24 protein-coding genes, 4 pseudogenes and 1 riboswitch are annotated in these 25,725 nt (G+C 71.3%); of the genes and pseudogenes, 21 read left to right on the top strand and 7 right to left on the bottom strand.

What is annotated here, in order from left to right; genetic code table 11:
• Positions 1-88: 88 nt before the first annotated feature.
• From ACWD3D_RS13455 to ACWD3D_RS13400, 12 genes and pseudogenes are all read left to right on the top strand, one after another.
• Positions 89-589 (top strand): annotated as a pseudogene (locus tag ACWD3D_RS13455) (SAM-dependent methyltransferase); the annotation flags it as partial.
• A gap of 93 nt (positions 590-682) precedes the next feature.
• Complete coding sequence (locus ACWD3D_RS13450) at positions 683-1,348, top strand: hypothetical protein (RefSeq protein ID WP_451461030.1); 666 nt, start codon at positions 683-685, stop codon at positions 1,346-1,348.
• Complete coding sequence (locus tag ACWD3D_RS13445) at positions 1,345-2,907, top strand: serine/threonine-protein kinase (RefSeq protein WP_451461027.1); 1,563 nt, start codon at positions 1,345-1,347, stop codon at positions 2,905-2,907. Before ACWD3D_RS13450 ends, ACWD3D_RS13445 begins: the two co-directional genes overlap by 4 nt.
• 164 nt (positions 2,908-3,071) lie before the next feature.
• Positions 3,072-3,788 carry a SurA N-terminal domain-containing protein gene (locus tag ACWD3D_RS13440; protein WP_451461026.1) on the top strand — a complete coding sequence of 239 codons (717 nt, stop codon included), beginning with the start codon at positions 3,072-3,074 and terminating at the stop codon, positions 3,786-3,788.
• A 25-nt stretch (positions 3,789-3,813) separates the two neighbouring features.
• Positions 3,814-4,842: a nucleoside triphosphate pyrophosphohydrolase gene (locus ACWD3D_RS13435; protein ID WP_451461025.1), complete on the top strand. Its 1,029-nt coding sequence runs from the start codon at positions 3,814-3,816 to the stop codon at positions 4,840-4,842.
• 7 nt (positions 4,843-4,849) lie between these two features.
• Positions 4,850-6,181: a cytochrome P450 family protein gene (locus ACWD3D_RS13430; RefSeq protein WP_451461029.1), complete on the top strand. Its 1,332-nt coding sequence runs from the start codon at positions 4,850-4,852 to the stop codon at positions 6,179-6,181.
• Between the two features lie 106 nt (positions 6,182-6,287).
• On the top strand, positions 6,288-7,358 hold the full coding sequence (locus ACWD3D_RS13425) for a transglycosylase family protein (RefSeq protein WP_451461024.1): 1,071 nt from the start codon (positions 6,288-6,290) through the stop codon (positions 7,356-7,358).
• Positions 7,359-7,648: 290 nt separating this feature from the next.
• Positions 7,649-7,829, top strand: a riboswitch (cyclic di-AMP (ydaO/yuaA leader).
• 3 nt (positions 7,830-7,832) lie between these two features.
• The gene (locus ACWD3D_RS13420) at positions 7,833-8,549 is read left to right on the top strand and encodes a transglycosylase family protein (RefSeq protein ID WP_451461023.1); all 717 of its coding nucleotides are present in this window, start codon (positions 7,833-7,835) and stop codon (positions 8,547-8,549) included.
• A 354-nt stretch (positions 8,550-8,903) separates the two neighbouring features.
• On the top strand, positions 8,904-10,190 hold the full coding sequence (gene eno / locus ACWD3D_RS13415) for a phosphopyruvate hydratase (protein ID WP_266708104.1): 1,287 nt from the start codon (positions 8,904-8,906) through the stop codon (positions 10,188-10,190).
• 101 nt (positions 10,191-10,291) lie between these two features.
• The gene (locus tag ACWD3D_RS13410) at positions 10,292-10,783 is read left to right on the top strand and encodes an FtsB family cell division protein (protein ID WP_451461028.1); all 492 of its coding nucleotides are present in this window, start codon (positions 10,292-10,294) and stop codon (positions 10,781-10,783) included.
• 166 nt (positions 10,784-10,949) lie between these two features.
• Positions 10,950-11,495 carry a DUF501 domain-containing protein gene (locus tag ACWD3D_RS13405; RefSeq protein ID WP_451461022.1) on the top strand — a complete coding sequence of 182 codons (546 nt, stop codon included), beginning with the start codon at positions 10,950-10,952 and terminating at the stop codon, positions 11,493-11,495.
• A pseudogene (locus ACWD3D_RS13400) lies at positions 11,492-12,241 on the top strand (Ppx/GppA phosphatase family protein); the annotation flags it as partial. The gene ACWD3D_RS13405 and the pseudogene ACWD3D_RS13400, both read left to right, overlap by 4 nt.
• A 74-nt stretch (positions 12,242-12,315) precedes the next feature.
• Here the strand turns inward: ACWD3D_RS13400 and ACWD3D_RS13395 are convergent.
• Positions 12,316-12,420 (bottom strand): annotated as a pseudogene (locus ACWD3D_RS13395) (DUF6243 family protein); the annotation flags it as partial.
• A 460-nt stretch (positions 12,421-12,880) separates the two neighbouring features.
• Between ACWD3D_RS13395 and ACWD3D_RS13390 the strand changes: the two are divergent.
• From ACWD3D_RS13390 to ACWD3D_RS13370, 5 genes are read left to right on the top strand one after another with little or no spacing between them, the layout of a single operon-like run.
• The gene (locus ACWD3D_RS13390; RefSeq protein ID WP_451461021.1) at positions 12,881-13,084 is read left to right on the top strand and encodes a hypothetical protein; all 204 of its coding nucleotides are present in this window, start codon (positions 12,881-12,883) and stop codon (positions 13,082-13,084) included.
• Entirely contained in the window at positions 13,081-13,824 is a 744-nt protein-coding gene (locus tag ACWD3D_RS13385; RefSeq protein ID WP_451461020.1) for a molybdopterin-dependent oxidoreductase, read from the top strand. Before ACWD3D_RS13390 ends, ACWD3D_RS13385 begins: the two co-directional genes overlap by 4 nt.
• Complete coding sequence (locus tag ACWD3D_RS13380; RefSeq protein ID WP_451461019.1) at positions 13,808-14,443, top strand: cytochrome b/b6 domain-containing protein; 636 nt, start codon at positions 13,808-13,810, stop codon at positions 14,441-14,443. Before ACWD3D_RS13385 ends, ACWD3D_RS13380 begins: the two co-directional genes overlap by 17 nt.
• Positions 14,440-15,717: a sensor histidine kinase gene (locus tag ACWD3D_RS13375; RefSeq protein WP_451461018.1), complete on the top strand. Its 1,278-nt coding sequence runs from the start codon at positions 14,440-14,442 to the stop codon at positions 15,715-15,717. The genes ACWD3D_RS13380 and ACWD3D_RS13375 overlap by 4 nt, the downstream gene beginning before the upstream one ends.
• Positions 15,714-16,379, top strand: a complete 666-nt coding sequence (locus tag ACWD3D_RS13370) for a response regulator transcription factor (RefSeq protein ID WP_451461017.1) — start codon at positions 15,714-15,716, stop codon at positions 16,377-16,379. The genes ACWD3D_RS13375 and ACWD3D_RS13370 overlap by 4 nt, the downstream gene beginning before the upstream one ends.
• Positions 16,380-16,416: 37 nt before the next feature.
• Here ACWD3D_RS13370 and ACWD3D_RS13365 read toward each other — a convergent pair whose 3' ends face one another.
• From ACWD3D_RS13365 to ACWD3D_RS13345, 5 genes are all read right to left on the bottom strand, one after another.
• Positions 16,417-16,974 (bottom strand): hypothetical protein, encoded by a 558-nt coding sequence (locus ACWD3D_RS13365; RefSeq protein WP_451461016.1) that lies wholly within the window; start codon positions 16,972-16,974, stop codon positions 16,417-16,419.
• Between the two features lie 120 nt (positions 16,975-17,094).
• Positions 17,095-17,652: a hypothetical protein gene (locus tag ACWD3D_RS13360; RefSeq protein WP_451461015.1), complete on the bottom strand. Its 558-nt coding sequence runs from the start codon at positions 17,650-17,652 to the stop codon at positions 17,095-17,097.
• Between the two features lie 119 nt (positions 17,653-17,771).
• A complete protein-coding gene (locus ACWD3D_RS13355) occupies positions 17,772-18,200 on the bottom strand; it encodes a hypothetical protein (RefSeq protein ID WP_451461014.1) in 429 nt (142 codons plus the stop codon).
• Between the two features lie 200 nt (positions 18,201-18,400).
• The gene (locus ACWD3D_RS13350; RefSeq protein ID WP_451461013.1) at positions 18,401-20,701 is read right to left on the bottom strand and encodes a hypothetical protein; all 2,301 of its coding nucleotides are present in this window, start codon (positions 20,699-20,701) and stop codon (positions 18,401-18,403) included.
• Between the two features lie 39 nt (positions 20,702-20,740).
• Positions 20,741-21,238, bottom strand: a complete 498-nt coding sequence (locus tag ACWD3D_RS13345) for a hypothetical protein (RefSeq protein WP_451461012.1) — start codon at positions 21,236-21,238, stop codon at positions 20,741-20,743.
• 600 nt (positions 21,239-21,838) lie between these two features.
• Between ACWD3D_RS13345 and ACWD3D_RS13340 the strand changes: the two genes are divergently transcribed.
• The 3 genes from ACWD3D_RS13340 to ACWD3D_RS13330 all read left to right on the top strand — a co-directional run bounded on the left by ACWD3D_RS13340 (position 21,839) and on the right by ACWD3D_RS13330 (position 24,079).
• A complete protein-coding gene (locus tag ACWD3D_RS13340) occupies positions 21,839-22,168 on the top strand; it encodes a WXG100 family type VII secretion target (RefSeq protein ID WP_451461011.1) in 330 nt (109 codons plus the stop codon).
• A 31-nt stretch (positions 22,169-22,199) separates the two neighbouring features.
• On the top strand, positions 22,200-22,517 hold the full coding sequence (locus ACWD3D_RS13335; protein WP_451461010.1) for a WXG100 family type VII secretion target: 318 nt from the start codon (positions 22,200-22,202) through the stop codon (positions 22,515-22,517).
• A 170-nt stretch (positions 22,518-22,687) separates the two neighbouring features.
• Positions 22,688-24,079: an EsaB/YukD family protein gene (locus ACWD3D_RS13330; protein WP_451461009.1), complete on the top strand. Its 1,392-nt coding sequence runs from the start codon at positions 22,688-22,690 to the stop codon at positions 24,077-24,079.
• Between the two features lie 86 nt (positions 24,080-24,165).
• On the opposite strand, the gene ACWD3D_RS13325 is transcribed toward ACWD3D_RS13330, so the two are convergent.
• Positions 24,166-24,903: a response regulator transcription factor gene (locus tag ACWD3D_RS13325; protein WP_451461008.1), complete on the bottom strand. Its 738-nt coding sequence runs from the start codon at positions 24,901-24,903 to the stop codon at positions 24,166-24,168.
• 335 nt (positions 24,904-25,238) lie between these two features.
• Between ACWD3D_RS13325 and ACWD3D_RS13320 the strand changes: the two are divergent.
• Positions 25,239-25,725 (top strand): annotated as a pseudogene (locus ACWD3D_RS13320) (hypothetical protein); the annotation flags it as partial.

The following is a 25,725-nucleotide window of genomic DNA, read 5'->3' as shown; positions in this document are numbered from 1 at the left end:
GGTGCCCGACGACGTGCTCGAAGAGATCGTCGACACGGTCTTCCTGCCCCTCGTCCACTGACGTGTCGGCGGACCGGGTACTCCGCGACTACGGGCCGGCGGAGGGCCCGGCCCCGTTCTCACCGAGCACGACGTCCTCGGCAGTACCCCGCCCAGCGGCGCACCCACCGGCCCCGCGGAGGACCCGGTCGTGCTCCGTACCGGCGACGTCGTCGTCCCCGTGCTCGGCGGCGGCTCGGTCGTCCGGGTCGTGGACGAGGCGACCGCCGGTGCCGTGCTCGGCCGCAACCTCCAGCTGCTGCGCCCCGATCCGGCCGTCCTCGACCCGTGGTTCCTCGCCGGCTTCCTGCGCGGCACCGCCAACAACCGCCGTGCCAGCAGCCACGCCTCCACCTCCTCGCGGCTCGACGCCCGCCGTATCCGGCTGCCCAGGCTCCCGCTGGACGAACAGCGCAGGTACGGTGAGCAGTTCCGCGCCCTAGCCGCCTTCGAGGAAGCGCTGCGCACGGCGGGCCGCCTCGGCGGACTGCTGGTGCAGGGCATGTACGACGGACTCACGGACGGGACGGTCTCCCCTTCAGTGAGCTGAGTCACGTCCGTTGTGCACAACCGGGGAACGGCTGCCCGCGTGGGTGTATACGCTCGCACCACACATCCGCCCATCGCCTCCCGGGAGCGGCACATGCACGGCTACGGCTATCCGCCGGAGCTTCCCCCGGCGCGCCCGTCCTCGGCGACGCTGACGGCCCTGCGCGTGGTCTTCGTGGCACTGACCGTGCTGAGTTGCGGCTTGCTGGCCTGGGCGGCGATGCTGCGGCTGGCGATCGTCACCCGGCGCCCGCGCGACTGGGTCCTGTTCGTGGTGTCGATCGCGCTCGTCGTGGGGTTCTGCGCCTTCCTGGGAACCGTCCCGAGCGACGAGGACGCGGAGCTGACGGACGGCCAAGCGGTCGTCGTGCTCCTCTGGATTCTCGTCACCTTCGGCGGAGTCCCCTGGTACTACCTCCACCAGGACATCCGTCACTTCGGCCCGAACGGCCCGAACGGCCCCCGGGCCGCCGGTGCGCGGCCGGCGGTCGGCTACCCGGTCGCCAACCCCGCCCAGGGGTACGGCTACCCGCCGGCCGTCCCGCAACCCCCCGTCTACGGCGCACCGCCCGTCACCCCCCACCCGCAGGGCCCCACCCCGCCCTACGGAGCCGTCCCGCCGCAGCCGCACCAGCCGCTGCAACAGCAGCGGCCGACCCCGCCCCCGCGCCGCCCCGGCCCGCCCCAGCGGCTCGACCAGGTCCGCGCCGAGCTGGACGAGCTGAGCGACTACCTGCGCAAGGAGGGCGAGGGCCGGTGAGCGGACGCGTCGTCGCCGGACGGTACGCACTCGCCGCGATCCTCGGCCAGGGAGGCATGGGCCAGGTCTGGACGGCGTACGACCAGCGGCTCGACCGCCGGGTCGCGGTGAAGCTGCTGCGCCCCGACCGGATGGGCGTGCCCGGTGGCCGGGAGGAAGCCGAGGAGATGCGCCGCAGGTTCGCCCGGGAGTGCCGGGTGACCGCGCAGGTCGACCACCCCGGACTGGTCACCGTCCACGACGCCGGGGGCGACGGCGACGACCTTTTCCTCGTCATGAGTCACGTCGAGGGCTCCGACCTAGCCGACCACCTCGCCGAGCACGACCCCTACCCGTGGCCCTGGGCCGTCGCCGTCGCCGCCCAGCTCTGCGCGGTGCTCAGCGCCGTGCACGCGGTGCCGATCGTCCACCGGGACCTCAAGCCCCGGAACGTCATGGTCCGCCCCGACGGCACCGTCACCGTGCTCGACCTCGGTGTCGCCTCCGTACTGGACACCGACACCACCCGGCTCACCCACACCGGCTCGCCGATCGGCTCCCCGGCGTACATGGCGCCCGAGCAGGCGATGGGCGGCGCGGTCGGCCCGTACACCGACCTGTACGCCCTCGGCGTGCTGCTGCACGAGCTGCTCAGCGGGGACGTGCCGTTCTCCGGGTCCACCGCCCTCGGGGTGCTCCACCGCCACCTCTACGAACCCCCGCTGCCGGTCCGTCATCTGCGGGCCGACGTGCCCGAGCAGCTGGAGGCCCTCGTCCTGCGGCTGCTCGCCAAGGACCCGCAGGCCCGTCCCGGCTCCGCCCAGGAGGTGTACGAGGCTCTCGCCCCGCTGCTGCCGACGTACGGGACGCCCGGCGGACCGCTCGACCCGACCCGCCCGTTCCTCCGCCCGCACGCCCCCTGGCCCGACCGGGCGACCGCCCCCGCTCCCGCGCCCGCCACCGGCTTCGGCCCGCCGCCCGTACCCGCCGAGCGCCCCGCGTCCGGCCGGGCGGACGTGGCGCACGCCGTCGACCAGGTCAAGCAGCTCCTCGGCGAGGGCCGGATCACCCAGGCCGTGGACATCCTCGGCGGAATCCTGCCGACCGCCGCCGCCGAGCACGGCGAGCGCTCACCCGTCGTCCGTATCCTGCGCAAGCAGTACGCGGCGACGCTGATGGACGACGGCCAGTACCGTCGCGCCCTGCCCGAACTGCGGCGCCTCGCCGACGACCGCGCCGCCGAAGCCGGCCCCGGCGACCCGCAGACACTCCAGTACCGCTACGACGCCGCCCAGTGCCTGGAGCAGCTGGGCGAGACGGCCGCCGCGCTCAACGAGTACCGCGCGGTCCTCCCCTACTACGAGAACGCCTACGGAGCCGTCGCCACCGACCCCGGCCGGTCCTTCGACATCCGCCACCGCATCGGGCTGCTGCTGGTCGCCGTCGGCGACCACACCGCCGGCCGGGCCCAACTCCAGGCCCTGCTGTACGACACCGAGCGCTCCTACGGCCCGCACCACCCGCTCCCCGCCGAACTCCGCCGTCAGCTGACGCACCAGCGGGACGTGCGCGGCGGCTGAGGCCGGCGCCCAGCACGGCCCGGGCGGACACCCCCGACGGCACCACATCCCCAACTCCTCCCGAATCGTTGGTCGAACCAGTGGCCCCCATGGCCACCACTGCCTAACATCGATCACCGCAAGGCTTTGTGCACCGATGCACAAACTCTCATCGGGAGGCTCCTTTGCACCGCCGTCGTCGCACCGCGCTCACCCTCTCCGCCGCACTCCTCCTCTCCGCACCCGTCCTCACCGCCTGCGGGAGCGAGGCCCACCCCGGCGCCGCCGCGATCGTCGGAGGGCAGCGGATCGAGGTATCCACCCTCCAGGCGGACGTCGCCGAGGTGCGCGGCGCGCAGCAGAACTCGCCGCAGGCCGCCCAGCTGGTGAAGGGGTCCGGACAGCTCCCGCGCGCCGCCCTGCACCGGCTGATCTTCGGACAGGTCCTCGACAAGGCGGCCGAGGACGCCGGGGTGACCGTCAGCCGCAAGGAGCTCCAGCAGGTGCGCCAGGCGGCCGTCGCCCAGTACGGCGGCGAGGACGAGCTGGCAGCGACCCTGCTCCAGGAGCGTTGGATCTCCCCGGAGCAGATCGACGGCGACCTCCGCCAGGAGGTCCAGCTGCCGAAGCTGGCGGCCTCGCTCGGCGCGGACCTCCAGACCCAGGAGGGCACCCAGAAGGTGACCGAGGCGCTCACCAAGGCGTCGAAGTCGCTGCACATCGACGTCAACCCGCGCTACGGAGCCTGGGACGACCAGCAGATCCGCCTCGGTACCTACGAGTCCCCCTGGCTCGCCAAGGCCACCGGCGCCGACGACGCGACGTCCGGAGGGGACGGCGCCGGAGGCGACGGCAGCGGCCAGGACGGCTCCGGGCAGACGGACACCGCCCCGGCGGGCTGACATGCCGCCGGGGTAGGTTCGACGGGTGAACGCTGAAGCACCCGGCCGGGTCGTCCTCCTCACCGCCAGCCACCGAGTCGCCCCGGGACTGCTGTCCTGGCCCGCCTGGCAGACGTTGCGCACCGCCGACCGCGTCCTGTGCGGCGCGCCCGACCACGTGCAGCTCCCGTACCTGCGCGAGGCGGGCGTCACCGTCGAGCACACCGAGCCGACCGCCGAGGAACTCGTCGACGCCTGCGCCGGCGACCGGACCGTGGTGGTGCTGGTCGGTGGCGAGGGCGATCAGCGGCTCACCGACGGACTCGCCCGCCTCGGCGGCTCCGGCCGGGTACGGATGCCGGACCTGGAGCTGCTCCCCGGCTCGTACGATCTGCCGGGCGCCCGCCTCCTCGACCTCGTCCAGGTCATGGACGTGGTCCGCCGCGAGTGCCCGTGGACCTCGACGATGACGCACCGGGGGCTCGCCAAGTACGCCATCGAGGAGACGTACGAGCTGGTCGAGGCGATCGAGGACGGCGACCGCGACGAACTCCGCGAGGAACTCGGGGACGTCCTGCTCCAGGTCGTCTTCCACGCCCGGATCGCCGAGGAGGACGAGGACTCCCCCTTCTCCGTCGACGACGTGGCGGGCACGCTGGTGGAGAAGCTGATCCGCCGCCACCCGCACATCTTCGGTGACGCGACCGCGAAGACTCCGGAGGACGTCCGCGCGCACTGGCTGCGCACCAAGGCGGTCGAGAAGCGACGCGACTCGGTCACCGAGGGCATCCCGCTCGGTCAGCCCGCCCTCGCCCTCGCCGCGAAGCTCGGCAGCCGGGTCCGCGGCGCCGGCCTGGAGGTCGCCCCGCCCGCCGGCGACACCCTCGGCCACGAACTCCTCGCCCTCGCCGTCCGCGCCGAGGCCGAGGGCGTCGACCCGGAGGCCGCCCTGCGCGCGGCGGCCCGCGCCTACCGCGACGCGATCCTCGCGGCGGAGGGCGCGGACGCCCCGGGCACCGACGCCCCGGGCACCGACGCCCCGGACACCGACGCCCCGGACACCGACGATGAGTGACCGGCCGGTGGACGACAGCCCCGCAGAACCCGGCCCCGTCCCCGACGCCCCCGCAGGCTGTCCCGCGCACCGCGCGCCCGCCGCCCCCGAACTCTTCACCTGGGAGTTCGCGACCGACCCGTACCCGGCGTACGCCTGGCTCCGCGAGCACAGCCCGGTGCACCGCACCACGCTGCCCAGTGGGGTCGAAGCCTGGCTGGTCACCCGGTACGCCGACGCCCGCCACGCCCTCGCCGACAACCGGCTCTCCAAGAACCCGGTCCACCACGCCGGGTCGGCGCACGCCAAGGGGAAGACGGGGATTCCGGGGGAGCGCAAGGCCGAGCTGATGACCCATCTGCTCAACATCGATCCGCCCGACCACACCCGGTTGCGCCGGCTCGTGTCCAAGGCGTTCACCCCGCGCCGGGTCGCGGAGTTCGCGCCCCGCGTGCAACAACTGACGGACCGGCTCATCGACCGGTTCGTGACCGAGGGCAAGGCCGACCTCATCCACGAGTTCGCGTTCCCGCTCCCCATCTACGCCATCTGCGACCTGCTCGGAGTGCCCGAGGAGGACCAGGACGACTTCCGGGACTGGGCGGGCATGATGATCCGCCACGGCGGCGGGCCGCGCGGCGGAGTGGCGCGCTCGGTGAAGCGGATGCGCGCCTACCTCGCGGAACTGATCCACCGCAAGCGGGAGAATCCGGGCGACGACCTGATCTCCGAACTCATCCGCACCAGCGACCACGGCGAGCACCTCACGGAGAACGAGGCCGCCGCGATGGCCTTCATCCTGCTGTTCGCCGGCTTCGAGACGACCGTCAACCTCATCGGCAACGGCACCCACTCCCTGCTCCACCACCCCGAGGAGCGCGCCCGCCTCGAAGCGTCCCTCGCGGCGGGGGAGGAGGAGCTGCTCGCCACCGGCATCGAGGAGCTGCTCCGCTTCGACGGCCCGGTGGAGCTGGCCACCTGGCGGTACGCCACCGAACCGCTGACCCTCGGCGGCGAGGAGATCGCGGCCGGCGATCCCGTGCTCGTGGTGCTCGCGGCGGCCGACCGCGACCCCGCGCGCTTCGAGGACCCCGACACGCTCGACCTCGCCCGGCGTGACAATCAGCACCTCGGCTACGGCCACGGCATCCACTACTGCGTGGGTGCGCCGCTCGCCCGGCTGGAAGGAAGGACCGCTCTCGCCACCTTGTTGAGGCGTCTTCCTGACCTGCGTCTTGCGGGAGAAACGGCCGATTTGCGGTGGCGTGGAGGGCTCATCATGCGTGGACTGCGCACCCTTCCGGTGGAGTTCACACCGGGACCGGCGCTCGGTGAAAGTGACGCTCCGTCAACACTGTGATGTTCACGTGATCTGCGAGGCATCGACTTGTGACACACGTTCGAGTCCCGCTAGGTTCACGGTTCGACGCATCAGTTCACCCGTCAGTCACACGGAAGGCACTCCCATGGGCTCCGCGAACGGCAGACACCGCCGCCCTCGCCAGGCACCCGCCATCGTCGTCGCAGCCGGCGTGACAGGCTCCGCCCTCGCGATTCCGCTCCTCGCCGCAGGCAGCGCCGGCGCGGCGGACGCGAACACCTGGGACAAGGTCGCCGAATGCGAGAGCGGCGGCACCTGGAGCGCGGACTTCGGCAACGGTTACTACGGCGGACTGCAGTTCTCCCAGGAGACCTGGTCCGCCTACGGCGGTACGGACTACGCGCAGCGCGCGGACCTCGCCAGCCGCACCCAGCAGATAGCCGTGGCGGAGAAGGTGCTCGACGCCAAGGGCCCGCAGGCGTGGCCCGGGTGCGCGGTGATCTCCGGGCTGGCGCCCGCGGGCAGCCTCATCGGCGTCGACCCCGGCTCCACGTCCGCCACGGACGCGGGCGCCTCGGCCGGCACGATCCCGGACGCGGACGGCGCACCCGTCTCCACCGGCACCACGGACCCGACCGACACCTCGGGCTCGACCGGTGCCTCGGACTCCGACGGCACCACCGGGAGCAGCGCCACGCCGAGCCCCGACGCCTCCGCGACCCCCGCGCCCTCCGGCTCGGCCACCCCGGGCGCCACCACGCCCGGCAAGAGCGGCGCGAAGAGCGGGGCGACGGACGCGGCGACCGGTGACACCGCGACGGGCGGCAAGCACCGCGGGACGCCCGACCCGGACGAGGCCGCAGCCGACGCCTCGCGCGACACCGGCCGGCACGCCTCGCGCGGGGACAGCGACGCGCGCGACGACACGGCCCTCGCGACGGACGGGACGTACACGGTCCAGTCCGGCGACAACCTCTGGGCGATCGCCGACGCGCAGCACCTCTCCGACGGCTGGACCGAGCTCTACCAGGCCAACGAGAGCGTGATCGGATCGAACCCCGACCTGATCCTGCCCGGCCAGGAGCTCGACCTGAGCACGGCCGCCGCCCCTGCGGCGACCGACTCCGCTCCGGCCGCGACGGACACCGCGTCCGGCACCGCTTCCGACACGCCGGAGACCACTCCCGACACGGCGGAGACTGCTCCCGCCAACTGATCCAATTCGGGAAAACGCCCCAAAAAGAGGGGTAGTTAAGGGGCCTATGTCCACTTTTGCGAAAGTGAGACATGGGTCTCTTCGCTGTTCCGGCGTGTCGCGGTCGCGGGGGTTCGCGAATGTCCGCTTTGACCTGCGGAAACGGTTATTCAGGCGTGGCCAGTAAGGTCTGATTGTCTGATATGTCCATCATTGAATGTGGGGGTTGCCTCTGTTTACGGTCAGAACCGCTCGCACCGCGGGCCCCGTCGACCGTCACGCCGAATCCTGCCGTCGGTCGAAGGGAACAGACGCGTAAAGCGCCGTAGGCAGGAGCGGGGGACCCAGGTAAGCCGCCGGTATCGGACGGCCCGTCGGAAACGACGGGAGGCCGGGACCGGCTAGGGGTTAAGCCACACGCAAGGACGTGTGGCCGGGCACTCATTGGCCCGAACCCGACAGCTCACCTCGTAGGCGTCGGTGAGGAGACGTTCCATGCTGCTGTCCAGCAACGGTAAGCACCGCCGCTCGTCCAAGGCCGTCCGTGTGGCCACGCTCGCCGGCGTCGCCGGTGCCGCCATCGCCCTCCCGCTGATGGGCGCCACCAACGCTTCCGCCGCCTCCGTCGCCACCTGGGACGCCGTCGCCCAGTGCGAGTCCGGTGGCAACTGGTCCATCAACACCGGCAACGGCTACTACGGCGGTCTGCAGTTCTCGCAGTCCAGCTGGGCCGCCGCCGGCGGTACGAAGTACGCCCCCCGCGCCGACCTGGCGACCAAGGAGCAGCAGATCGCCACCGCCGAGGTGCTGCTCGACCTGCAGGGCCCGGGCGCCTGGTCCTGCGCCGGCGCCGGCAACCTCACCAACGACGGTGTGGACCCGGGCGTCGACACGGGCTCCTCCGCGAGCACCGGCTCGACCGCGACCGACGACAGCGCCTCCACGGCGACGCCGGACCGCTCCACCGACTCGCAGACCGCCTCCCGCAGCGAGGAGCGCCCCGCCGCGAAGTCCGAGACCGTCACCACGCCGACCGGCGACAAGGTGGAGAAGGGCGACGGCGAGTACAAGGTCGTCACCGGCGACACCCTCAGCACCATCGCCGAGAAGCAGGGCGTCAAGGGCGGCTGGCAGAAGCTGTTCAAGCTGAACCACGACATCGTCGAGGACGCCGACCTCATCTTCCCGGGTCAGCAGCTCCACCTGAAGTAGTCACGAACCACTCCTCCCCGGAAGCGGGGTGTCCGGCGGCACCCCTTTCCCACTCCCTGGCCCGGCGCGCACTCCCCCCGCGCGCCGGGCCAGGGCCCTTTCCGGGCCGGGTGCGCGCGTACGTCCCGTGAGCGGCGTACAGGTGAAGAAGAGGAGAGAGGGCGGGCCGCCACCCCGGCCGTACCGCGGACTGCCGACCTCCGTATGGCCGGACGTTATGTTCCGTACGGAAACAATGTGTAGGCTCGCCGTGTCACTGGACGGACGGTCGGCTGGCCGATGTCCTGTGTCCGGTTAGGCTCTAGTCGCAAGGCTCAAGAGCCCCGCACAGTCAGCGTCACATCCCAGAAGGAGATGCTCGTGCCGTCCATCGACGTCGTCGTAGCCCGGGAAATCCTCGACTCGCGGGGTAACCCCACGGTCGAGGTCGAAGTTGGTCTCGACGACGGCAGCACGGGCCGTGCTGCCGTTCCGTCCGGCGCCTCCACCGGCGCGTTCGAGGCCGTCGAGCTTCGCGACGGCGACCCCAAGCGTTACCTCGGCAAGGGCGTGGAGAAGGCCGTCCTCGCCGTCATCGAGCAGATCGGCCCGGAGCTCGTCGGCTACGACGCCACCGAGCAGCGCCTGATCGACCAGGCGATGTGCGACCTGGACGCCACGGAGAACAAGGGCTCGCTCGGCGCCAACGCCATCCTCGGCGTCTCGCTCGCCGTGGCCCACGCCGCCTCCGAGGCCGCCGATCTCCCGCTCTTCCGCTACCTCGGCGGCCCGAACGCGCACCTGCTGCCCGTTCCGATGATGAACATCCTGAACGGTGGGTCGCACGCCGACTCCAACGTCGACATCCAGGAGTTCATGATCGCCCCGATCGGCGCGGAGTCCTTCTCCGAGGCCCTTCGCTGGGGTGCCGAGACGTACCACACGCTGAAGAAGGTCCTGAAGACCAAGGGCCTCTCCACCGGTCTCGGCGACGAGGGCGGCTTCGCCCCGAACCTGGAGTCCAACCGCGCCGCCCTCGACCTCATCGTCGAGGCCATCAAGGAGGCCGGTTTCGTCCCCGGCCGCGACATCGCGCTCGCGCTCGACGTCGCCGCGTCCGAGTTCTACAAGGACGGCAAGTACGAGTTCGAGGGCAAGTCCCGCTCGGCCGCCGAGATGACCGAGTACTACGAGGAGCTCGTCTCCGCGTACCCGCTGGTCTCCATCGAGGACCCGCTGTACGAGGACGACTGGGCCGGCTGGAAGGTCATCACCGACAAGCTCGGCACCAAGGTGCAGATCGTCGGCGACGACCTCTTCGTCACCAACCCCGAGCGCCTCGCCCGTGGCATCGAGGAGGGCTCGGCCAACGCCCTGCTCGTCAAGGTCAACCAGATCGGCTCGCTGACCGAGACCCTGGACGCCGTCGAGCTCGCGCAGCGCAACGGCTTCAAGTGCATGATGTCCCACCGTTCCGGTGAGACCGAGGACGTCACCATCGCCGACCTCGCCGTCGCCGTGAACTGCGGTCAGATCAAGACCGGCGCCCCGGCCCGCTCGGACCGCGTCGCCAAGTACAACCAGCTGCTGCGCATCGAGGAGATCCTCGACGACGCCGCGGTGTACGCCGGCCGCTCGGCGTTCCCCCGCTTCAAGGGCTGATCCGCGGCCCGCGAGGGCCCGCTCCACCAGCCTCCGTCCGTCCCCGCACTCGGTCCCGTACCGTGTGCGGGGACGGACGTGCGTGACGGGGAGGCATGAACATGGCCGTGAAGGACCGCGACCGGTTCTCCACCGCGACCAGGCTGCGGCTGCTCGGCGAGCAGACGGCGGCCCGCGTCTACCGCTCCCAGAACCGCCGCCAGGCCCACCGGTCCCGGCTCACCGGCCGCGCCGCGTTCCTGGCGCTGATCGTCTGCACCCTGATCGTGGCGTTGGCGTACCCGATGCGCCAGTACGTCTCCCAGCGCGAGGAGATCGCCGACCAGGAGCGGACCCTCCAGGACGCCGGGAAGCGCGCCGAGGAGCTGCGGGACGAGAAGGCCCGCCTCCAGGACGACGCGTACATCCGCCGCCTCGCCCGCGAACACCTCCACTACGTCCTCCCCGGCGAGACCGGCTACACCGTGGTCGATCCCGACGCGGCGGACGACAGCCGGGGCGAACCCGGCGCCAGCGGCCGGCCCTGGCACTCCAACCTCTGGGACGGCGTGGACAGCGCGGACGGCTCCGGCAGCGACTCCGACGGCGACTGAGCCACGCCCCCGCCCGGCCAGGCACACTGGTCCGAGCAGAAACGCGTTCCGGCGCACCGCACCGCAGCGCGATCGGATCGCACCGCACCGCACCGCAATCGGATCGCACCGCAATCGGATCGCACCGCACTCAAGAGCAGCACCTTCGAGCAGAACCAAGGCAGGCATGGACACCGCCCCTCCGCAGACCGAATCCACTCCGCCCACCGACGCGGACATCGCCGCGTTCGAGCAGCAGCTCGGACGGCCGCCGCGCGGGCTGCGCGCCATCGCGCACCGCTGCCCCTGCGGCAACCCGGACGTGGTGGAGACCCAGCCCCGTCTGGAGGACGGCACGCCGTTCCCGACGACGTTCTACCTGACGTGCCCGCGCGCCGCGTCCGCGATCGGCACGCTGGAGGCGAACGGCGTCATGAAGGAGATGACCGAGCGCCTGGGCACCGACCCGGAGCTCGCCGCCTCCTACCGCGCGGCCCACGAGGACTACCTCGCGCGCCGCGACGCCATCGAGGTCCTGGAGGGCTTCCCGAGCGCCGGCGGCATGCCGGACCGGGTGAAGTGCCTGCACGTCCTCGTCGGCCACTCGCTGGCCGCCGGACCCGGCGTGAACCCGCTCGGCGACGAGGCCATCGCCATGCTGCCCGAGTGGTGGGCCAAGGGCCCCTGCGTCACGCCCTGCACGCCCGAGAAGACGGCCGGAGAGACCGCGTGACCACGACCCGGGTGGCGGCCATCGACTGCGGCACCAACTCCATCCGGCTGCTCGTCGCCGACATCGACCCCGCCACCGGTGGCTTCACCGAGCTGGACCGCCGGATGCGGATCGTCCGCCTCGGCCAGGGCGTCGACCGCACCGGCCGCCTCGCGCCCGAAGCGCTGGAGCGTACGTTCGCCGCCTGCCGCGAGTACGCCGGGGCCATCGAGGAGCTCGGCGCCCAGAAGATCCGCTTCGTCGCCACTTCCGCCTCCCGCGACGCCGAGAACAGCGCCGACTTCGTCCGGGGCGTCCACGAGATCCTCGGCGTCGAACCCGAGGTGATCACCGGCGACCAGGAGGCCCAGCTCTCCTTCGACGGCGCCACCAAGGAACTCCACGGCAACAGCGGCCACGGCTTCGCCGCCCCGTACCTCGTGGTCGACATCGGCGGTGGCTCCACCGAGTTCGTCCTCGGCGACGACACGGTCCGCGCGGCCCGCTCGGTCGACATCGGCTGCGTCCGCATGACGGAGCGCCACCTCGTCCAGGACGGCGCGAAGATCGACCCGCCGACCGAGGCCCGGATCGACGCGATCCGCGCCGACATCGACGCGGCCCTCGACCTCGCCGCCGAGACCGTCCCGCTCACCGGGGCCACCACCCTCGTCGGCCTCGCCGGCACGGTCACCACGATCGCCGCCATCGCGCTCGACCTCAAGGAGTACGACTCCGAGGCCATCCACCACTCCCGGATCTCCCTCGCCCTCCGGGCGGTGTCGTCGTCCGCCTGCGTGGCGCCCTCGGCCGCGGCTGCCTTCTCGCGCATCTTGCGCACCAGCTCCGCCTTCTGGTCGGCGGCGCCCTGGCGGTCGAGGTTGCGGTGCGGACCGTTGTTCTGGCGCTCGGTGCGGGACTGCCGCTTGCGCTGGCCGCCGCCCATGCCCACGGGGTTGTTGATGTTCTTGCTCATGCGGGTTCTCCCGGAATGACGTGAAGTGATCTACGGATGCATCGGTGGGGGACGGGCGCGGCGCGTCGAGGGACGTCAGCGGGGGCCCGTCACGCTCTCACTCGTACATCAGATTCTGGAAGAACATGCCTACGACGTTACCCGGTCCCGTAGGCCCGGTGCGCCAGGCGTTTCGCGGGCCCGCCGCCCGCACCCGCCCCCGTCCGGTCCGCCGCCGCAGCCGTGCCGGCCGGGCGGCCCGTACCCTCTGCCGTGTACCACGGGCGTGGTACGCGGGCGGGCGTCCACCGTGGCGGTGGTAGCCCGACTCCGTCCCTGGGGATGACCGCCGGAGGACGGTTCGCGGGGAGACTGTTCCTGCCGGACGGCAGACGTCGGGGGACACGACGGCACGCGTCCGGGACGCGTGCGGACGGAAAGGGAGCGGCGGATGAAGAAGTGGGTACGGCCACTGGTCGGAACGGTCCTGCTCATCGTGGGTGTGGTGTGGTCGCTCCAGGGCTCCGGCGCCATCGACAACAGTAAGGTGATGTCCGGCGAATCGCAGTGGCTGGTCATCGGTCTGGTCGTGGCCGTCGCCGGGCTGACGCTCCTGGTCAGCGGTCTCCGGAAGCTGCGGGCCGGCAGCCGATGACCGGGGGCGGCGCGGGCGGACCGGCCCGGGGAAAGGGCGAGGAGCGGCCCGTCGGACGGCGGATCATCCTCGGCGCTCTGGGGCTCGGCGCCCTGGGCGTGGCCGGGGGCGCGACCATTCAGCGCGGGCTCGACAACACGCTCGCCTCGGTGGCGAGCAAGGACCCCACCGGTCTCTTCTCGGTGTTGCCCGGCGCCGGCGGCTTCCGCTTCTACTCCGTCGCCGACAAGGTGCCGCACCGCTCCGCCGACGACTACCGGCTGACCGTGGACGGCCTGGTGGACCGCCCCGCCTCGTACACGCTGGCCGAACTGACGGCCATGCCGAGCACCCGCCTGGTGCGGGACGTGCAGTGCGTCACCGGTTGGCGCGTGCCCAAGACGGCCTTCACCGGGGTCACGCTCTCCCACCTGCTCGACGTCTGCGGAGTGCGGCCGGAAGCGAGCGCGGTGCGGTTCACCTGCTTCGACGGGGTCTACACCGAGAGCCTCACCCTGGACCAGGCGCGCCGCGACGACATGCTGGTCTCCTACCGGATGCGGGACGAGCCGCTGACCGCCGCCCACGGCGGGCCGGTGCGCCTGTACGCCGCCCCGATGTACTTCTACAAGTCGGCCAAGTGGCTGTCCGGCATCACCGTCACCGACCGCGTCCAGCCCGGTTACTGGGAGCGGTACGGCTACGACGTGGACGGCTGGGTCGGCGAGTCGAACGGACGGGACGATGAACCCACCAGCTGAACGACCGGACCTGATACGGCGGTTCACCACCGCCGAACGCTGGATCCACCGGTGCACGGCCGCACTGGTGGGAACCGCACTCGTCACCGCAGCCCTCCTCTACCTGCCGACGCTGGCCGAACTCGTCGGACGGCGGCGGCTGCTGGTGACCGTGCACCAGTGGGCGGGCATCGCCATGCCCGTACCGCTCCTGGCGGGCCTGGTCTCGCGCGCGTTCCGCGCCGACCTGAGCCGCCTCAACCGGTTCGGCCCGCACGACCGCGGGTGGGTGCGGGCGGGCCTGCGCAAGCGGCCCCGTACGGCAGGAAAGTTCAACGCCGGGCAGAAGCTGTACGCGAACGTCCTCGCCGGAGCCCTGCTCGTCATGATCGGTACCGGGCTCCTCATGTGGTTCACCGGCCTCGCACCCCTCCTGTGGCGCACCGGAGCGACCTTCGTCCACGACTGGCTGGCCCTTCTCGTCGCCGCCCTGATCCTCGGCCACATTCGGATGGCCGTCCGTGACGCGCAGGCCCGCCGCGGGCTGCGCACCGGGGAGGTCCCACGGGACTGGGCCCGGGCACACCACCCGCTGTGGGAGGAGGAGAACCCGGCCCCCGCAGCCGCCCGGGAGACATGAGAACGCACCGGGCACCCGTCACAGGCATCCGATCGGCGGTGAGGAACCTCGCCGACCGTCCGGCCCGGCACCCGTTCGCCGTGGACGCCGTGGCCGCGGTCTGCTGCGTACTCATCACCGGACCGGTCATGATGCTGACGTCGCAGCAGGGGCAGGCCGCCCTCCGCCCGGCCGGAGCGGTATCCGCACTCTGCAGCCTGCTGGTGCTGGGCGCCCATCGGTGGCCGCGCGCGACGGTGTGGGCCACGGCGGCGACCAGCGTGCTGCTCCTCGCCCTCGTCCCCGACATGCCGCCCCCGCCCGCACCGGCGGTCGCCGCACTCTTCCTGCTCGCGGCCCGGACCGACCGCCGCACCGCCGTGCGCACCAGCGCGGCGGTGGGCGTCGCGATGACCGCCGCCGCGTTCGTCGTACGCCCACAGCTCTCGGCCGTGGAGTCCAACCTCGCCCTTCTCGCCTGGACCCAACTGCCCACGGCGGTCGGGGACGCGGTACGCAGCCGGCGCGAACTGCTCGCCTCCTACCGGGAACGCGCGGAGCACGCCGAGGCGACCAGGGAGGACGAAGCGCACCGGCAGGTCGTGGCCGAACGGATGCGCCTCGCCCGGGAACTGCACGACGTCGTCACCCACCACCTCACCCTGGTCAACGCGCAGGCCGGAGTGGCCCACCACCTGGTCCGCCAGGACGCCGAGCGCGCCTACGAGGCCCTCGGGCAGATCCGCGACACCAGCCGAGCGGCACTCGACGAACTGCGCGCCACCGTGGGCCTGTTGCGCCAGACGGACGAGCCCGACCAGCCCCTCGCCCCCGCACCGGGGTTGCGTGACCTACCCGCGCTGCTGGACTCGTTCCGCCACGCGGGCCTGCGCGTGGAAGCCCGGTACGACACGCCGCCGACCCCCCTTCCGCCGCTGACCGACCTGGCCGCCTACCGGGTGGTCCAGGAGGCGATGACCAACGCGCGCAAACACGTCGCCGACGCCCGGGTGTCCGTGGTCGTCGCCGTTCACCCGGCCCACCACCCGGCCCGCTTGGAGGTCTCCGTCACCGACGACGGCGGCACCGGACCGGGCCCCGGCCCCGGCACAGGCCTGGGGCTGATCAGCCTCACGGAACGCGTACGCGCGACGGGCGGAACCCTGCACCACGGGCCGCGAACGGCAGGCGGGTTCCGGGTCCGCGCGCTCCTGCCCCTCACCTCGAACACCCCTGCGCAGGACGGCCCTGCGCAGGACACCCCTGCGCAGGACGGCCCCCGGGAGGGCGGATGAGTATCCGGGTAATTCTCGCCGACGACCAGGCGCTCCTGAGAGGGACCTTCCGCATCCTGTTGGAGGCCACCCCGGGCATCGAGGTCGTCGGCGAGGCGTGCGACGGGACGGAGGCCGTGGACCAGGTCCGGCGCCTGCCGACGGACGTGGTGCTGATGGACATCCGCATGCCCGGCCTCGACGGGATCGAAGCCACCAGGATCATCACCGCCGACAAGGATCTGCCCGGGGTGAAAGTGCTCATCCTGACCACGTTCGAGACCGACGAGCACGTGGCGGAGGCGCTGCGGGCGGGGGCGAGCGGATTCGTCGGCAAGGGCATCCACCCCCAGGAGCTGATCGACGCGATCAGGACGGTCGCCGCGGGTGACGCGCTGCTCTCGCCCGTCGCCACCCGCTCGCTGATCCAGCGCTTCCTCGCCCGTACCCCTCCGCCGCGCACCATCGCGCCGACGCTGGAGAGCCTGACCGGACGCGAGCGCGAGGTGGTGGTGCTGGCGGCCACCGGCCTGTCCAACGACGAGATCGCGGATCACCTCGGCATCACCGTCCTCACCGCGAAAACCCACGTGAACCGGGCCATGGTGAAACTGGGAGCGCGGGACAGGGCGCACCTGGTCATCGCCGCCTACGAGGGCGGACTGGTCCACCCCGCACGGTGAACGGGCCCCGCGCGGGGGAGTCCTTACGGTGCGCGGGTCACTCGCAGGCGGCCGACTTGTCCACCGCCGCGGTGTAGCTGGTGATCAGGTTCTTCATGGCTGTCTTGTCGTCGATGCCGGTGTCCAGGACCTGGATGATCGCGAAGAGGTCCAAATCCGGGTGTTCCGACGATGTGCACGAAGCGGTCTTGCCCACACCGGCTTTACCGGTCCAGACGTACCGGTAGTCGTCCGTGGTCTCCCCGTCGTCCGTGTAGGCGTACGCCTCCGCGACCGTCGTTCCGGTCTCCCCTCTTCCCCACCACGCCTGGGTGAGACGCAGGGCCACCCTGCCGTCCACGGACACGACGCAGCGGGTCGTCCCGCCGTTCGGCTTCGAGATCGCCGAGGTGACGGATTCCCCGCCGGGTAACGCTGCTTTCACCTGCGCGGGGTCGACAGTGATGCCGCACAGGGGGGTGGGCACGGTGTAGTTCTTCGCGGCCGGTTCGTCGTCGGAACATGCCGACAGGGTGGAGGCGAGGACGGCGGCTGCGGACAGGGAAACGGCCGGGCCGATGAACCGGTGGCGCCGGAGGGTTCCGTGGACAAACAACGCGATTGGCCTTTCTGGATGTGTGCAGGGGTGATCGGGCGCGGCCGTTCTCGGACGGTCGATCACATGCGACAGGCCGTCCCGGGGGTGCGCCTTCGTGGCAATACGGTGCGCCGTGGGTTACTCACAGTCCTCCGACCGGTTCACCGTCTCGGTGTAGCTGTTGATCAGGCTCTTCATGGCCGTCTTGTCGCCGGCGCCGGAGTCGAGGACTTGAATGATCGCGAAGAGGCGCATCTCCGGGTGCTCCGGCGACGTACACGAAGCGGTTTTGCCCACACCGGCCTTGCTGGTCCAGACGTACCGGTAGTCGCCCGTCGTCTCCCCGCCTTTCGTGCCGGAGTACGCCGCCGCGACCGTCGCCCCGGTGTCCAGGCGACCCCACCACGCCTGGGCGAGGCGCAGGGCCGGCTTGCCGTCCACGGACAGGTCGCAGCGGGTCGTCCCGCCGTTCGGCTTCGAGGTCGCCGAGGTGAGGGAATCCCCGCCGGGCAGCAGAGTCTTCACTTGTGCGGAGTCGACCGCGACCCCGCACAGTGTGGTGGGCACGGTGTAGTTCTTCGCGGCCGGCTCGTCGTCGGAGCATGCCGAGAGGCTGGAGGCGAGGACGACGGCGGCGGACAGCGAGACTGCCGGGCCGATGAATCGATGGCGGCGGAGAGTTCCACGGACGGACAACGCGAGGGGCCCTTCTGGATGCGGACAGAGGTGATCGGGCGCGGCCGTTCTCAGGACGGCCGATCACATTCGACGGGTCGTCCCGGTGGTGTGCCTCGCTGCATATGGTGCGGTGGGGGTCACTCGCAGGCGGCCGACTTGTCCACCGCCGCGGTGTAGCTCGTGATCAGGCTCTTCATGGCCGTCTTGTCGTCGATGCCGGAGTCCAGGACCTGGATGATCGCGAAGAGGTCCATCTCCGGGTGTTCCGACGACGTGCAGGAAGAGGTCTTGCCCACACCGGCTTTGCCGGTCCAGACGAACCGGTAGTCGTCCGTCCTCGCTCCGCCGTCCGTGTAGGAGTACGCCGCTGCGACCGTCACTCCGGTCTCCCCTCTTCCCCACCATGCCTGGGTGAGGCGCAGGGCTGCCTTGCCGTCCACGGACACGTCGCAGCGGGTCGTCCCGCCGTTAGGCTTCGAGAGCGCCGACGACAGAGAGTCGCCTCCGGGCAGCGCTGCTTTCGCCTGTGCGGGGTCGACGGTGATTCCGCACAGTGTGGTGGGCACGGTGTAGTTTTTCGCGGCCGGCTCGTCGTCGGAGCACGCCGAGAGGCTGGAGGCGAGTACGGCGGCGGCCGACAGAGAGAGAACCGGGCCGATGAGCCGGTGGGGGCGCCGGAGAGTTCCACGGACAGACAACGCGAGAAGCCTTTCTTGATTCGAACAGGGGACGACTCGGCGGACGCAGCCATTTCCCGGACGGTTAATCAGATTTCTGTTCTCAAGTGTGGGGCCATGACCATGGCATCTATGCCGGCGGCCCGGAAACCGCGTTGGGACGACGCGCGAGCCTTCTCGTCGACGCTTTCGTCCAACAAGTCATCCCGATGGTGCGTCTTCGCGGCGCTTTCTACAGCCTGCTCGGTGTAGTCGGAGTTCTTGTCGAGGCCGCCTTCCCACAACTTGCCCATGGCCGGGCCGGCATTGTCCTTGGCGTGGCCTTCGGCGTCCTGAAAGAGGGATTCGAGGACCATGCTGCTCACCGTCCCGGCCGCACCTCCGGCCACCGCGCCGACGACCGGGCTGGCGATGAACGACGTACCGACGCCGATACCCGTGCCGATGCCTCCGGAGACGGCGTTCTTCCACTGCCCCACGGAGTGATCGAAGGCGTCGTCGGCTTCTGCGGCAGGTCCGGCGACGGCCTCCTGACGGCCGATGGCCAGTGCCCCGGACACATTGCCTGACCCGAAGGCGACCTGGTCGACGGTGAACTGCATGTCCTTCGAGTAGCGGGCGTCGGCCGAAAGGTCCGGGTTCATGTGGTAGTCCATGAGATTCGCCATGTACGCCTTGTTGGCCACCTCCACGGCGGCGTAACCCTCGGGATTCTGACCGACCGTAACCAACAGCGCGGTCACGTCACCATGGTTGAGCGTGGCCGAACTGCCGGCGACGGGGAACAGCCTGTCGGTGTCCTTGTCCGCGTCGTCGGTGAGGGCCCGGTTGATGTCCGGCAGGTACTCCGAGGTGATCTGCCCGATGCTGTCGGACATGTAACTGTGACCCGTGAGACGCTCGTTGTCGTCCGCGACGGAAGCCACGATCGACTCGAAGAGCCTGGCCTGCCCGTCGTTGTGCGCCGGGGTGTCCGCCGTGGGCAGTTCGCCCGCCGGGTGACCGGTCGCGGCGGCCTCCAGGGCGAGGGCGAGGTTGTTGCGGCCGGTGTTGACCTCGTCGCCGTGGAAGTTGCTCTCCTGGGGCCAGTCCCGCTCCTCGAACAGGTACTGGAAGTTGGAGAGCGGGACCTTCCCGTTCTTGCCGTTGCCGTCCGTGTCGCGCTCGAAGGGGGAGTCCTCCTTGGAGACGTACTCCTCGTTGAAGAAGTCGGTCGCCGCGTCCGGGCTGTTGGACAGGCCCTTGAGGTAACCGGTCAGCGGGTCGGAACCGCTGTCCTCGCCGATCCGGTTGAGGAGGGGGTCGTAGCCCATCTTCTGCCACGCCATGTTGGGGTGCTCTCCGTTGCCGGTGAGCTTGCGTTCCGTCTCCATGAGCGCGGTGCCGTAGCTCTTGAGGAACTGGTCGTCGTAGTCGCCGGTCCTCATCAGGTTGCTCATGACCTGGAACCCCATGGGACCGCCGCCGTTCCGGCCGATGGGCTGTTCGCCGAGCCGGACCATGTCGCCCTTCCAGGTCGTCATGTCGGCGGAGTCGCTCTGCGTGGCGGTGGCGAGCGTCAGACCGAGATTGCGCTGGAGGTCGTCGAGCTTGTCGACGCGCTCGTGGACCAACTCAGGGTTCACGGTGGGATCGGTGACGCCCGCCCAGAACTTGAGGGTCTGCTCCGGCTTGAGCCGGGTGGCGAACCGCTCGGCGAACAGCGGGTCGTCCTTGTACTTCGCGAGACCGTCGTTGATCTTGTCGAACTCTGCGGGCGTGAGGTCCTTGGGGTTCTTCGCCGCGATCTTGGCGAGGTCGTCCGCGGCCTGGACGGCGTCCGCCGCGGAGTCGCGATCCTTGTAACTGGCGTCCGAGAAGCCCATCGTGGCCTGGTCGGCTATCGCGCTCAGCACCGTGCTCGCCGAGGTGTCGCTCTCGGTAGCCCGGTTGAGTATCCCCTGCACCTCGTCGCGCAGTGCGGTGACGTCGCTCTCGGTGTGCTCCGGAACGGTGGTGCCCATCGCCGCCCTGTCCGGGTGGATGTTCATGGTGACGGTGAAGCCGCCCTTGTCGGTGCTGACGACGGTCAGGTTCTTCGCCTGCCCGCGGGTGATGGCGGCCTCAAGGTCCTTCTTGAACTGCCGCAGCTCGTCCCGGGTGTCACTGAGGATGTTGTGGATGGTGGTGGCCTGCGTGTGGGCATCGCCGAACTCGCCGGCGGTCTTGCCGATGAACTCCTTGGTGACCGTGGCGTTCATACCCGCCCAGTCGGCCGAGTTGGCGGCCTTGTGCAGGCCGTCCTCGGCCTGCTTCTTCAGCTCCGCCAGGTGCCGTACGAGCTGGTCCCAGTCGGAGACGGCCGTGTCGAGCGTCGCGAAGTTGGCGAAGCGGAGCGCGTCGAGATCCATGAGGTGTCGTTTCTCCTGTACGTCTGTGGTCGCGCGCCGCTACTTCTTCGGTTCGTACGCCGGGTTCTTCTTGCCCGGTTCGCCGACCCGCTCGTCGAACCCGGCGTCCAGGGCGTCGATGCTGCTCATCTGCCGCTGGATGTAGTTCTCGTCCCCGGTGTGCACCTTCTTGGTGACCTGCATGTGGTTGGAGATGTGGGCGCAGGCGTCCATGAGCGACTTCAGCTGCTCTTCCCACCGGTTCGACACGTGCTTGAGCCCGCCGCCCAGGGCGAAGCCCTGACCGCTCAGATCGCCGGCGGCCGTGTCGCTGCTGGGAGTGGCGACCCTGGCCTTGCTCCACAGGTTGTCGTAGAGGGAATGTGCCTGACCGCCGATCTTCGCCAGGTCGCCCTGAGCCACCTTGAGGTCACCCGTCTGCCCGGGCAGGCCCACGTAACCGCTGCCGTCCCCGGGGTCCAACTGGTTCAACCGCATTCCGGTCGACTGCCGGTCGGCGGCGCCCGCCTTCAGCTGCTCCCACTCGTCCCACGCCATGAAAAACCCTTCCCCCGTCGTGCCCCGTCCCGTCGCGCCCGGTGGGCGCCTCGGCTCTGGGTGATGCCCGGCGTGTCATGGCGGGGGTCGCGAGACGCCCGGAACCGCGTCTCGCGGCGGTGTCGGAACCTCCGCACACCACCTGGTACGCGGATGTTCCCCACCGTGCGGCGCGTCGCATCCGGCGCCTGCGAACCCGTGCACCACGGATCACGGGACAGCCCTTCGATCAAACTAGCAATTCGCCAGGATGTTCACATGGGACGTCGTCCAGATCCGTGAACAGCAGTTGTGTGCATCTCGCGGAGGCTTCAGAGATGCGTGGGGCGAATGCATTGGTTCGTCCGTGAGCGGGCGGTTTGTTCGCTCTCCGGCGGGCTCCGCCGCCGGAGCCCGGCCACCGGCACGTACCGCCGCGGAGCGCTCCCCGGGCGTCTCCGTCGTGTCCCGGTGACACCCGAAGGGTGACGGCCCCGGGGCTCGAACGGGGGACTGTCGGTGGGGGGCGGGGGCTGGGAGGGTGACGGAGCGCCGGACCCGTCGGACCGGCGGGAGCCGGCACGGTCGCCGGCTCCGTGCCCCGGACGGGAGGACGGCCTCGTGGCCACGCAGGATTACGCAGTCACTCTGCAGATGGTGACCGATGCCGCGTCGTCCTGCCGCGGCACCGCCGAAGAGGTCAGCCAGCAGCTCGACTCCCTGAAGACGTACATCGTCAACCTGGAGAGCAGCTGGCAGGGCATCGCCCACGAGACGTTCACGACGTACATGGCCCAGTACGACGTGTACGCGCGGATGCTGCACCAGGCGCTCACCGAGATCGCCGACGGCCTGACCAACACCCACATCAACTATCACGACGCGGAGGCGGCGGCTCTCCAGAGCTTCCAGCAGATGGAGAACGAACTGCCCCCGGCCCGGCTGGGCTGACCCGCGCGGCCGACGAGAAGACGGAGACCCCGTGGCGGGTATCGAGGACAGCAAGATCCTGGTCGCCGGCGACCTGGAGCGCGCGGGCGCGGACATCAACGCCCGCGCGGAGGTCATCGCCGAGGAACTGGCCGCGCTGATCACGAAGTTGCAGCCGCTCGCGGACACCTGGACCGGTGAGGCCAAGATCTACTACGAGACCCTGCAAGGCGAGTGGAACACCGCGGCGGAGGGCCTCTTCGGGCCGGACGGGGTGCTCGGCAGGATCTCCATGGCGCTGAACGTCAACTGGCAGAACTACTCCGAAGCCGAGTGGGCCAACGTTTCCACCTGGCGCACCACCGGCTGAACCGGAGGACCGGCACGCCCGGCCGCGGGTGATCCGCGAGCCGGTCCGGCGTGCGGTCACCGGACGGCCCGTCGGCAACGGCCCGAGCACCGTCCGGACCGTTGCCGACGCCTTCCCCCGGGTTCGGGGCGGAGGCAGTTTCACGACCCGAGAGGAACCGGCTCCCCAGCATGGCCGACGAACACTGCCGGATCACCGTGGTGGCCGACCACCGGCAGGTGGATCTCGCCGTCCCCGCCCGCGCCCCGATCACCGACTGGATCGACTCGGTCGCCGGGCTGTGCGGCGTGAGCGACGACGAACTGATGCCCGCGGCCTGGACGTTGCGTGCGGGGCAGGCCGCCCCGCTCGCGCCGGACCGCTCCCTCGCCCAGTCCGGTGTGACGGACGGGCAGCTGCTCCACCTGGCCGACCTGCTGGCCGGTGAGTACGACGAGCCGGTGGTACGCGACGTGGCCGAGCAGGTCACCGAGGCGTCCGAGCGGCTGCTCGACCGCCGTTGGACCGCCCCGGCCCGGGCGGTCACCCTGCTGGTGTCCGGTCTGGCCTGGTTGGTCGCCGGGACGCTGCTCGCGCGCGTCGTGCACGGCGGCCCTCGCACCGGAGCCACCGGGGAGGCGCTCTCCCGGTCGGAGCTGGGCGGCGCGGCCCTGGTGGCGGGGGTGTTGCTGCCGATGCTCGCCCGGATCGCGCTCGAACGCCGCTGGGCGGTGCCCGCCGGGGTGCGGACGGCACTGGCCGTGTGCGCGGTGCCCACTCTCGGGGTGGCGGGGTACGGGCTGACGGCCGGGAGCGGCCAGGTGGATTCCGGTGTCGCCGTCGCCGGGGCCGCCTGTGGTGCGCTGATCGGTGCGGCGCTGGCCTGCGGGTCCGCGATGTCCGCCGCCACCTGCGGTGTTCTCCTGGTGGTTCTCGCCGGAGCGGTCCCCGTGGTGGTGCTGGCGCTGACCGGTGTCGACGGGTACCAGGGATCGGCCCTGGTCGCCGTGTGGGCCTTCGTGCTCCTGCTGTTCGCGCCGGGCACCGCCGCCCGGGCCGCGGCGACCGGATACCGGCGGTCCGGACGCGAACTCCCCTCCTCGGGCGTCGAGCTGGAGGCGGCCGTACGGGTCGCCATGCGGCTGCTACTGGTGTGGACCGGGCTGCTGTCGCTGACCCTGGCCGTCACGCTGGCCCTGCTCGCGGCGGCGGACTCCCCGTACGGTCCCGCCATCGCCGCGACGCTGGCGCTGGGGCTGCTGCTGCGGGCCGGTCAGGCGGCCACGGTCAGCGAGGTGGTTCCGGTGGGCGCCGCCGGGGCGGTGGGCGCGTTCGTCCTGCTGCTGGCGGCTCCCGGACGGCTCGGGCTGCCTCCGGCGGCCGGGGTCGCGGCGGTCGCGGTGGTGGCCTTCGTGCTGGTGGCGTACGGGTTCCGGCGGCTGATGCGGCCGGAGTCGGCCGGTACCGGCCGCCCGGCCTGGCTCGCGGGCGCCGGTACGGCGATCGGCGCGCTCGCCATCCCGCTGACGGTGGCCGCCTTCGGGGTCTTCGGCCGGCTGTCCGGGCTGGGCCACCGCCTGTGAGGCGGCACCGCCATCCGGCCGGGACGACGACGATGCCTTCGAGCCGTACGGGGGAGCGGCGCGGGTCCTCGGTTGGCGCGCGGCCCTCAGCCAAGGGCACCGGCGGTGGGTCGTGGCCGCGCGGCGGCGGGCGAACCGGGCACGGTCCCGGACGGCTCGGTCAACAGGCCCAGTTCGATGGCCCGGCGCGTCATGTCGGCCTTGTTGCCGACGTCCAGCTTGGTCCGGATGCGTTTCACGTAGGTGCTGACCGTCGCCTCGGTCAGTCCGAGCCGGCGCCCGATCTGGCCGTGGGTGAGCCCGCCCACCAGCAGCCGGAGGGTCTCCAGCTCGCGCCGGGCCAGCGGTCGGGGCTCCGCCTCCGGTACGGGCGAGGCGAGTTCGTCCTGGAGCCTGGACAGGAGAGGTGGCGATACGTGCAGCCCACCGCCGTGCACCGTCTTCACCGCGCGCAGCAGTTCGTCGGTCTCCACGCGTTCGGTGACGCATCCCAGCGCGCCCGCGCGGACCACCGGGAGCAGGGGCTGGGTGGAGTACGCGTCCCAGACGACCAGGACCCGGCCGTGCGCGGCGAGTCGGCCGACGCTCTCCCGGGTCGAGGCCGGGTGGCAGGGCACGCCGGGGGGAGGCGCGGCGGCGGACGCGTACTCCTCGGTACCGGTGCGCGGCGGCCCGTAGAGGATCACGTCGGCGCCGAGTCCTCTGTCGGTGAACCCTTCGGCGTGGTCGGGGGCCGGGACGAGTTCGGCCCCGTCGATGCCCGACAGGACGCTCTCCAGGCCGTGCCGCACCAGGCTGCGCTGTTCGATGACGGCGATCCGCATGTGTGTCGCTCCGCTCTCCGTCCGCCGGCCGGCGCGCGCCGTGTCCACCCGCGCCGGTCGCGGTGCCGCAGCCGTCCTCCATCGGCGGACCGCTGCGGAACCGTGCGCCCCGACGCGTCGTCAGGCGGCGTTCCCAAGCGGTGATGTACCAAGACCGGCGGTCAGCATATGCGTGCACCAGACAGTTGAACCGGACTTCTCGCGCACCTGTGCGAGCGGTGTTCGATGTTCATCGTCTCCTCATCTGATCTTCGGATCTTCTTCTTCCGGACGTCCTTACCCGGCCCGTCGGGTACGGGCTACTTTCGCGCGACCCGCACCAGGAAGGCAGTTCCTTGTCCGACCCCGAGACCCCCGAGCAGCCGAACTCCCCGGATGCAGGCCCTTCCCCGGCGGCGAAGTCCGAGTCGGCGGCGGCTTCCTCCCCGGCGGCGAAGTCCAACCCGGCGGCGGCTTCCTCCTCGGCGGCCAAGCCCTCTTCGGTGGCTGCGACCCCGCCCGCCGGGTCGAGCCCCTCCCCGGCGTCCGCCGCGAGCGGGCCGGACCGCCTGACCCAGGAGGACCGCAGCGGCTTCGTGTCGGCATTCGTCACCGGGGTGCGGCCGGACGGCGAGTCCGGCGGCAGGTCGAGCGGCCGGCTGCTGATGATCGGCACCGCCGTGGTGGTCGCGCTCGGTCTCACCGCGGTCGCCGTGGGCGCCTTCGGCGGCGACGACACCGCCGACAAGGCCACCCCGGCCGGCGCGGCGATGAGCGCGACCCCCTCCCCGAAGGCCGCGGGGCACACCGGTGCCACCCCCGCCGCCGCGCCGCGCAGCACCG

Source organism: Streptomyces sp. NPDC002690, from assembly GCF_053592415.1.
Note: the sequence above shows the minus strand (reverse complement) of the source record. Positions and strands in the feature narration are given on the sequence as shown.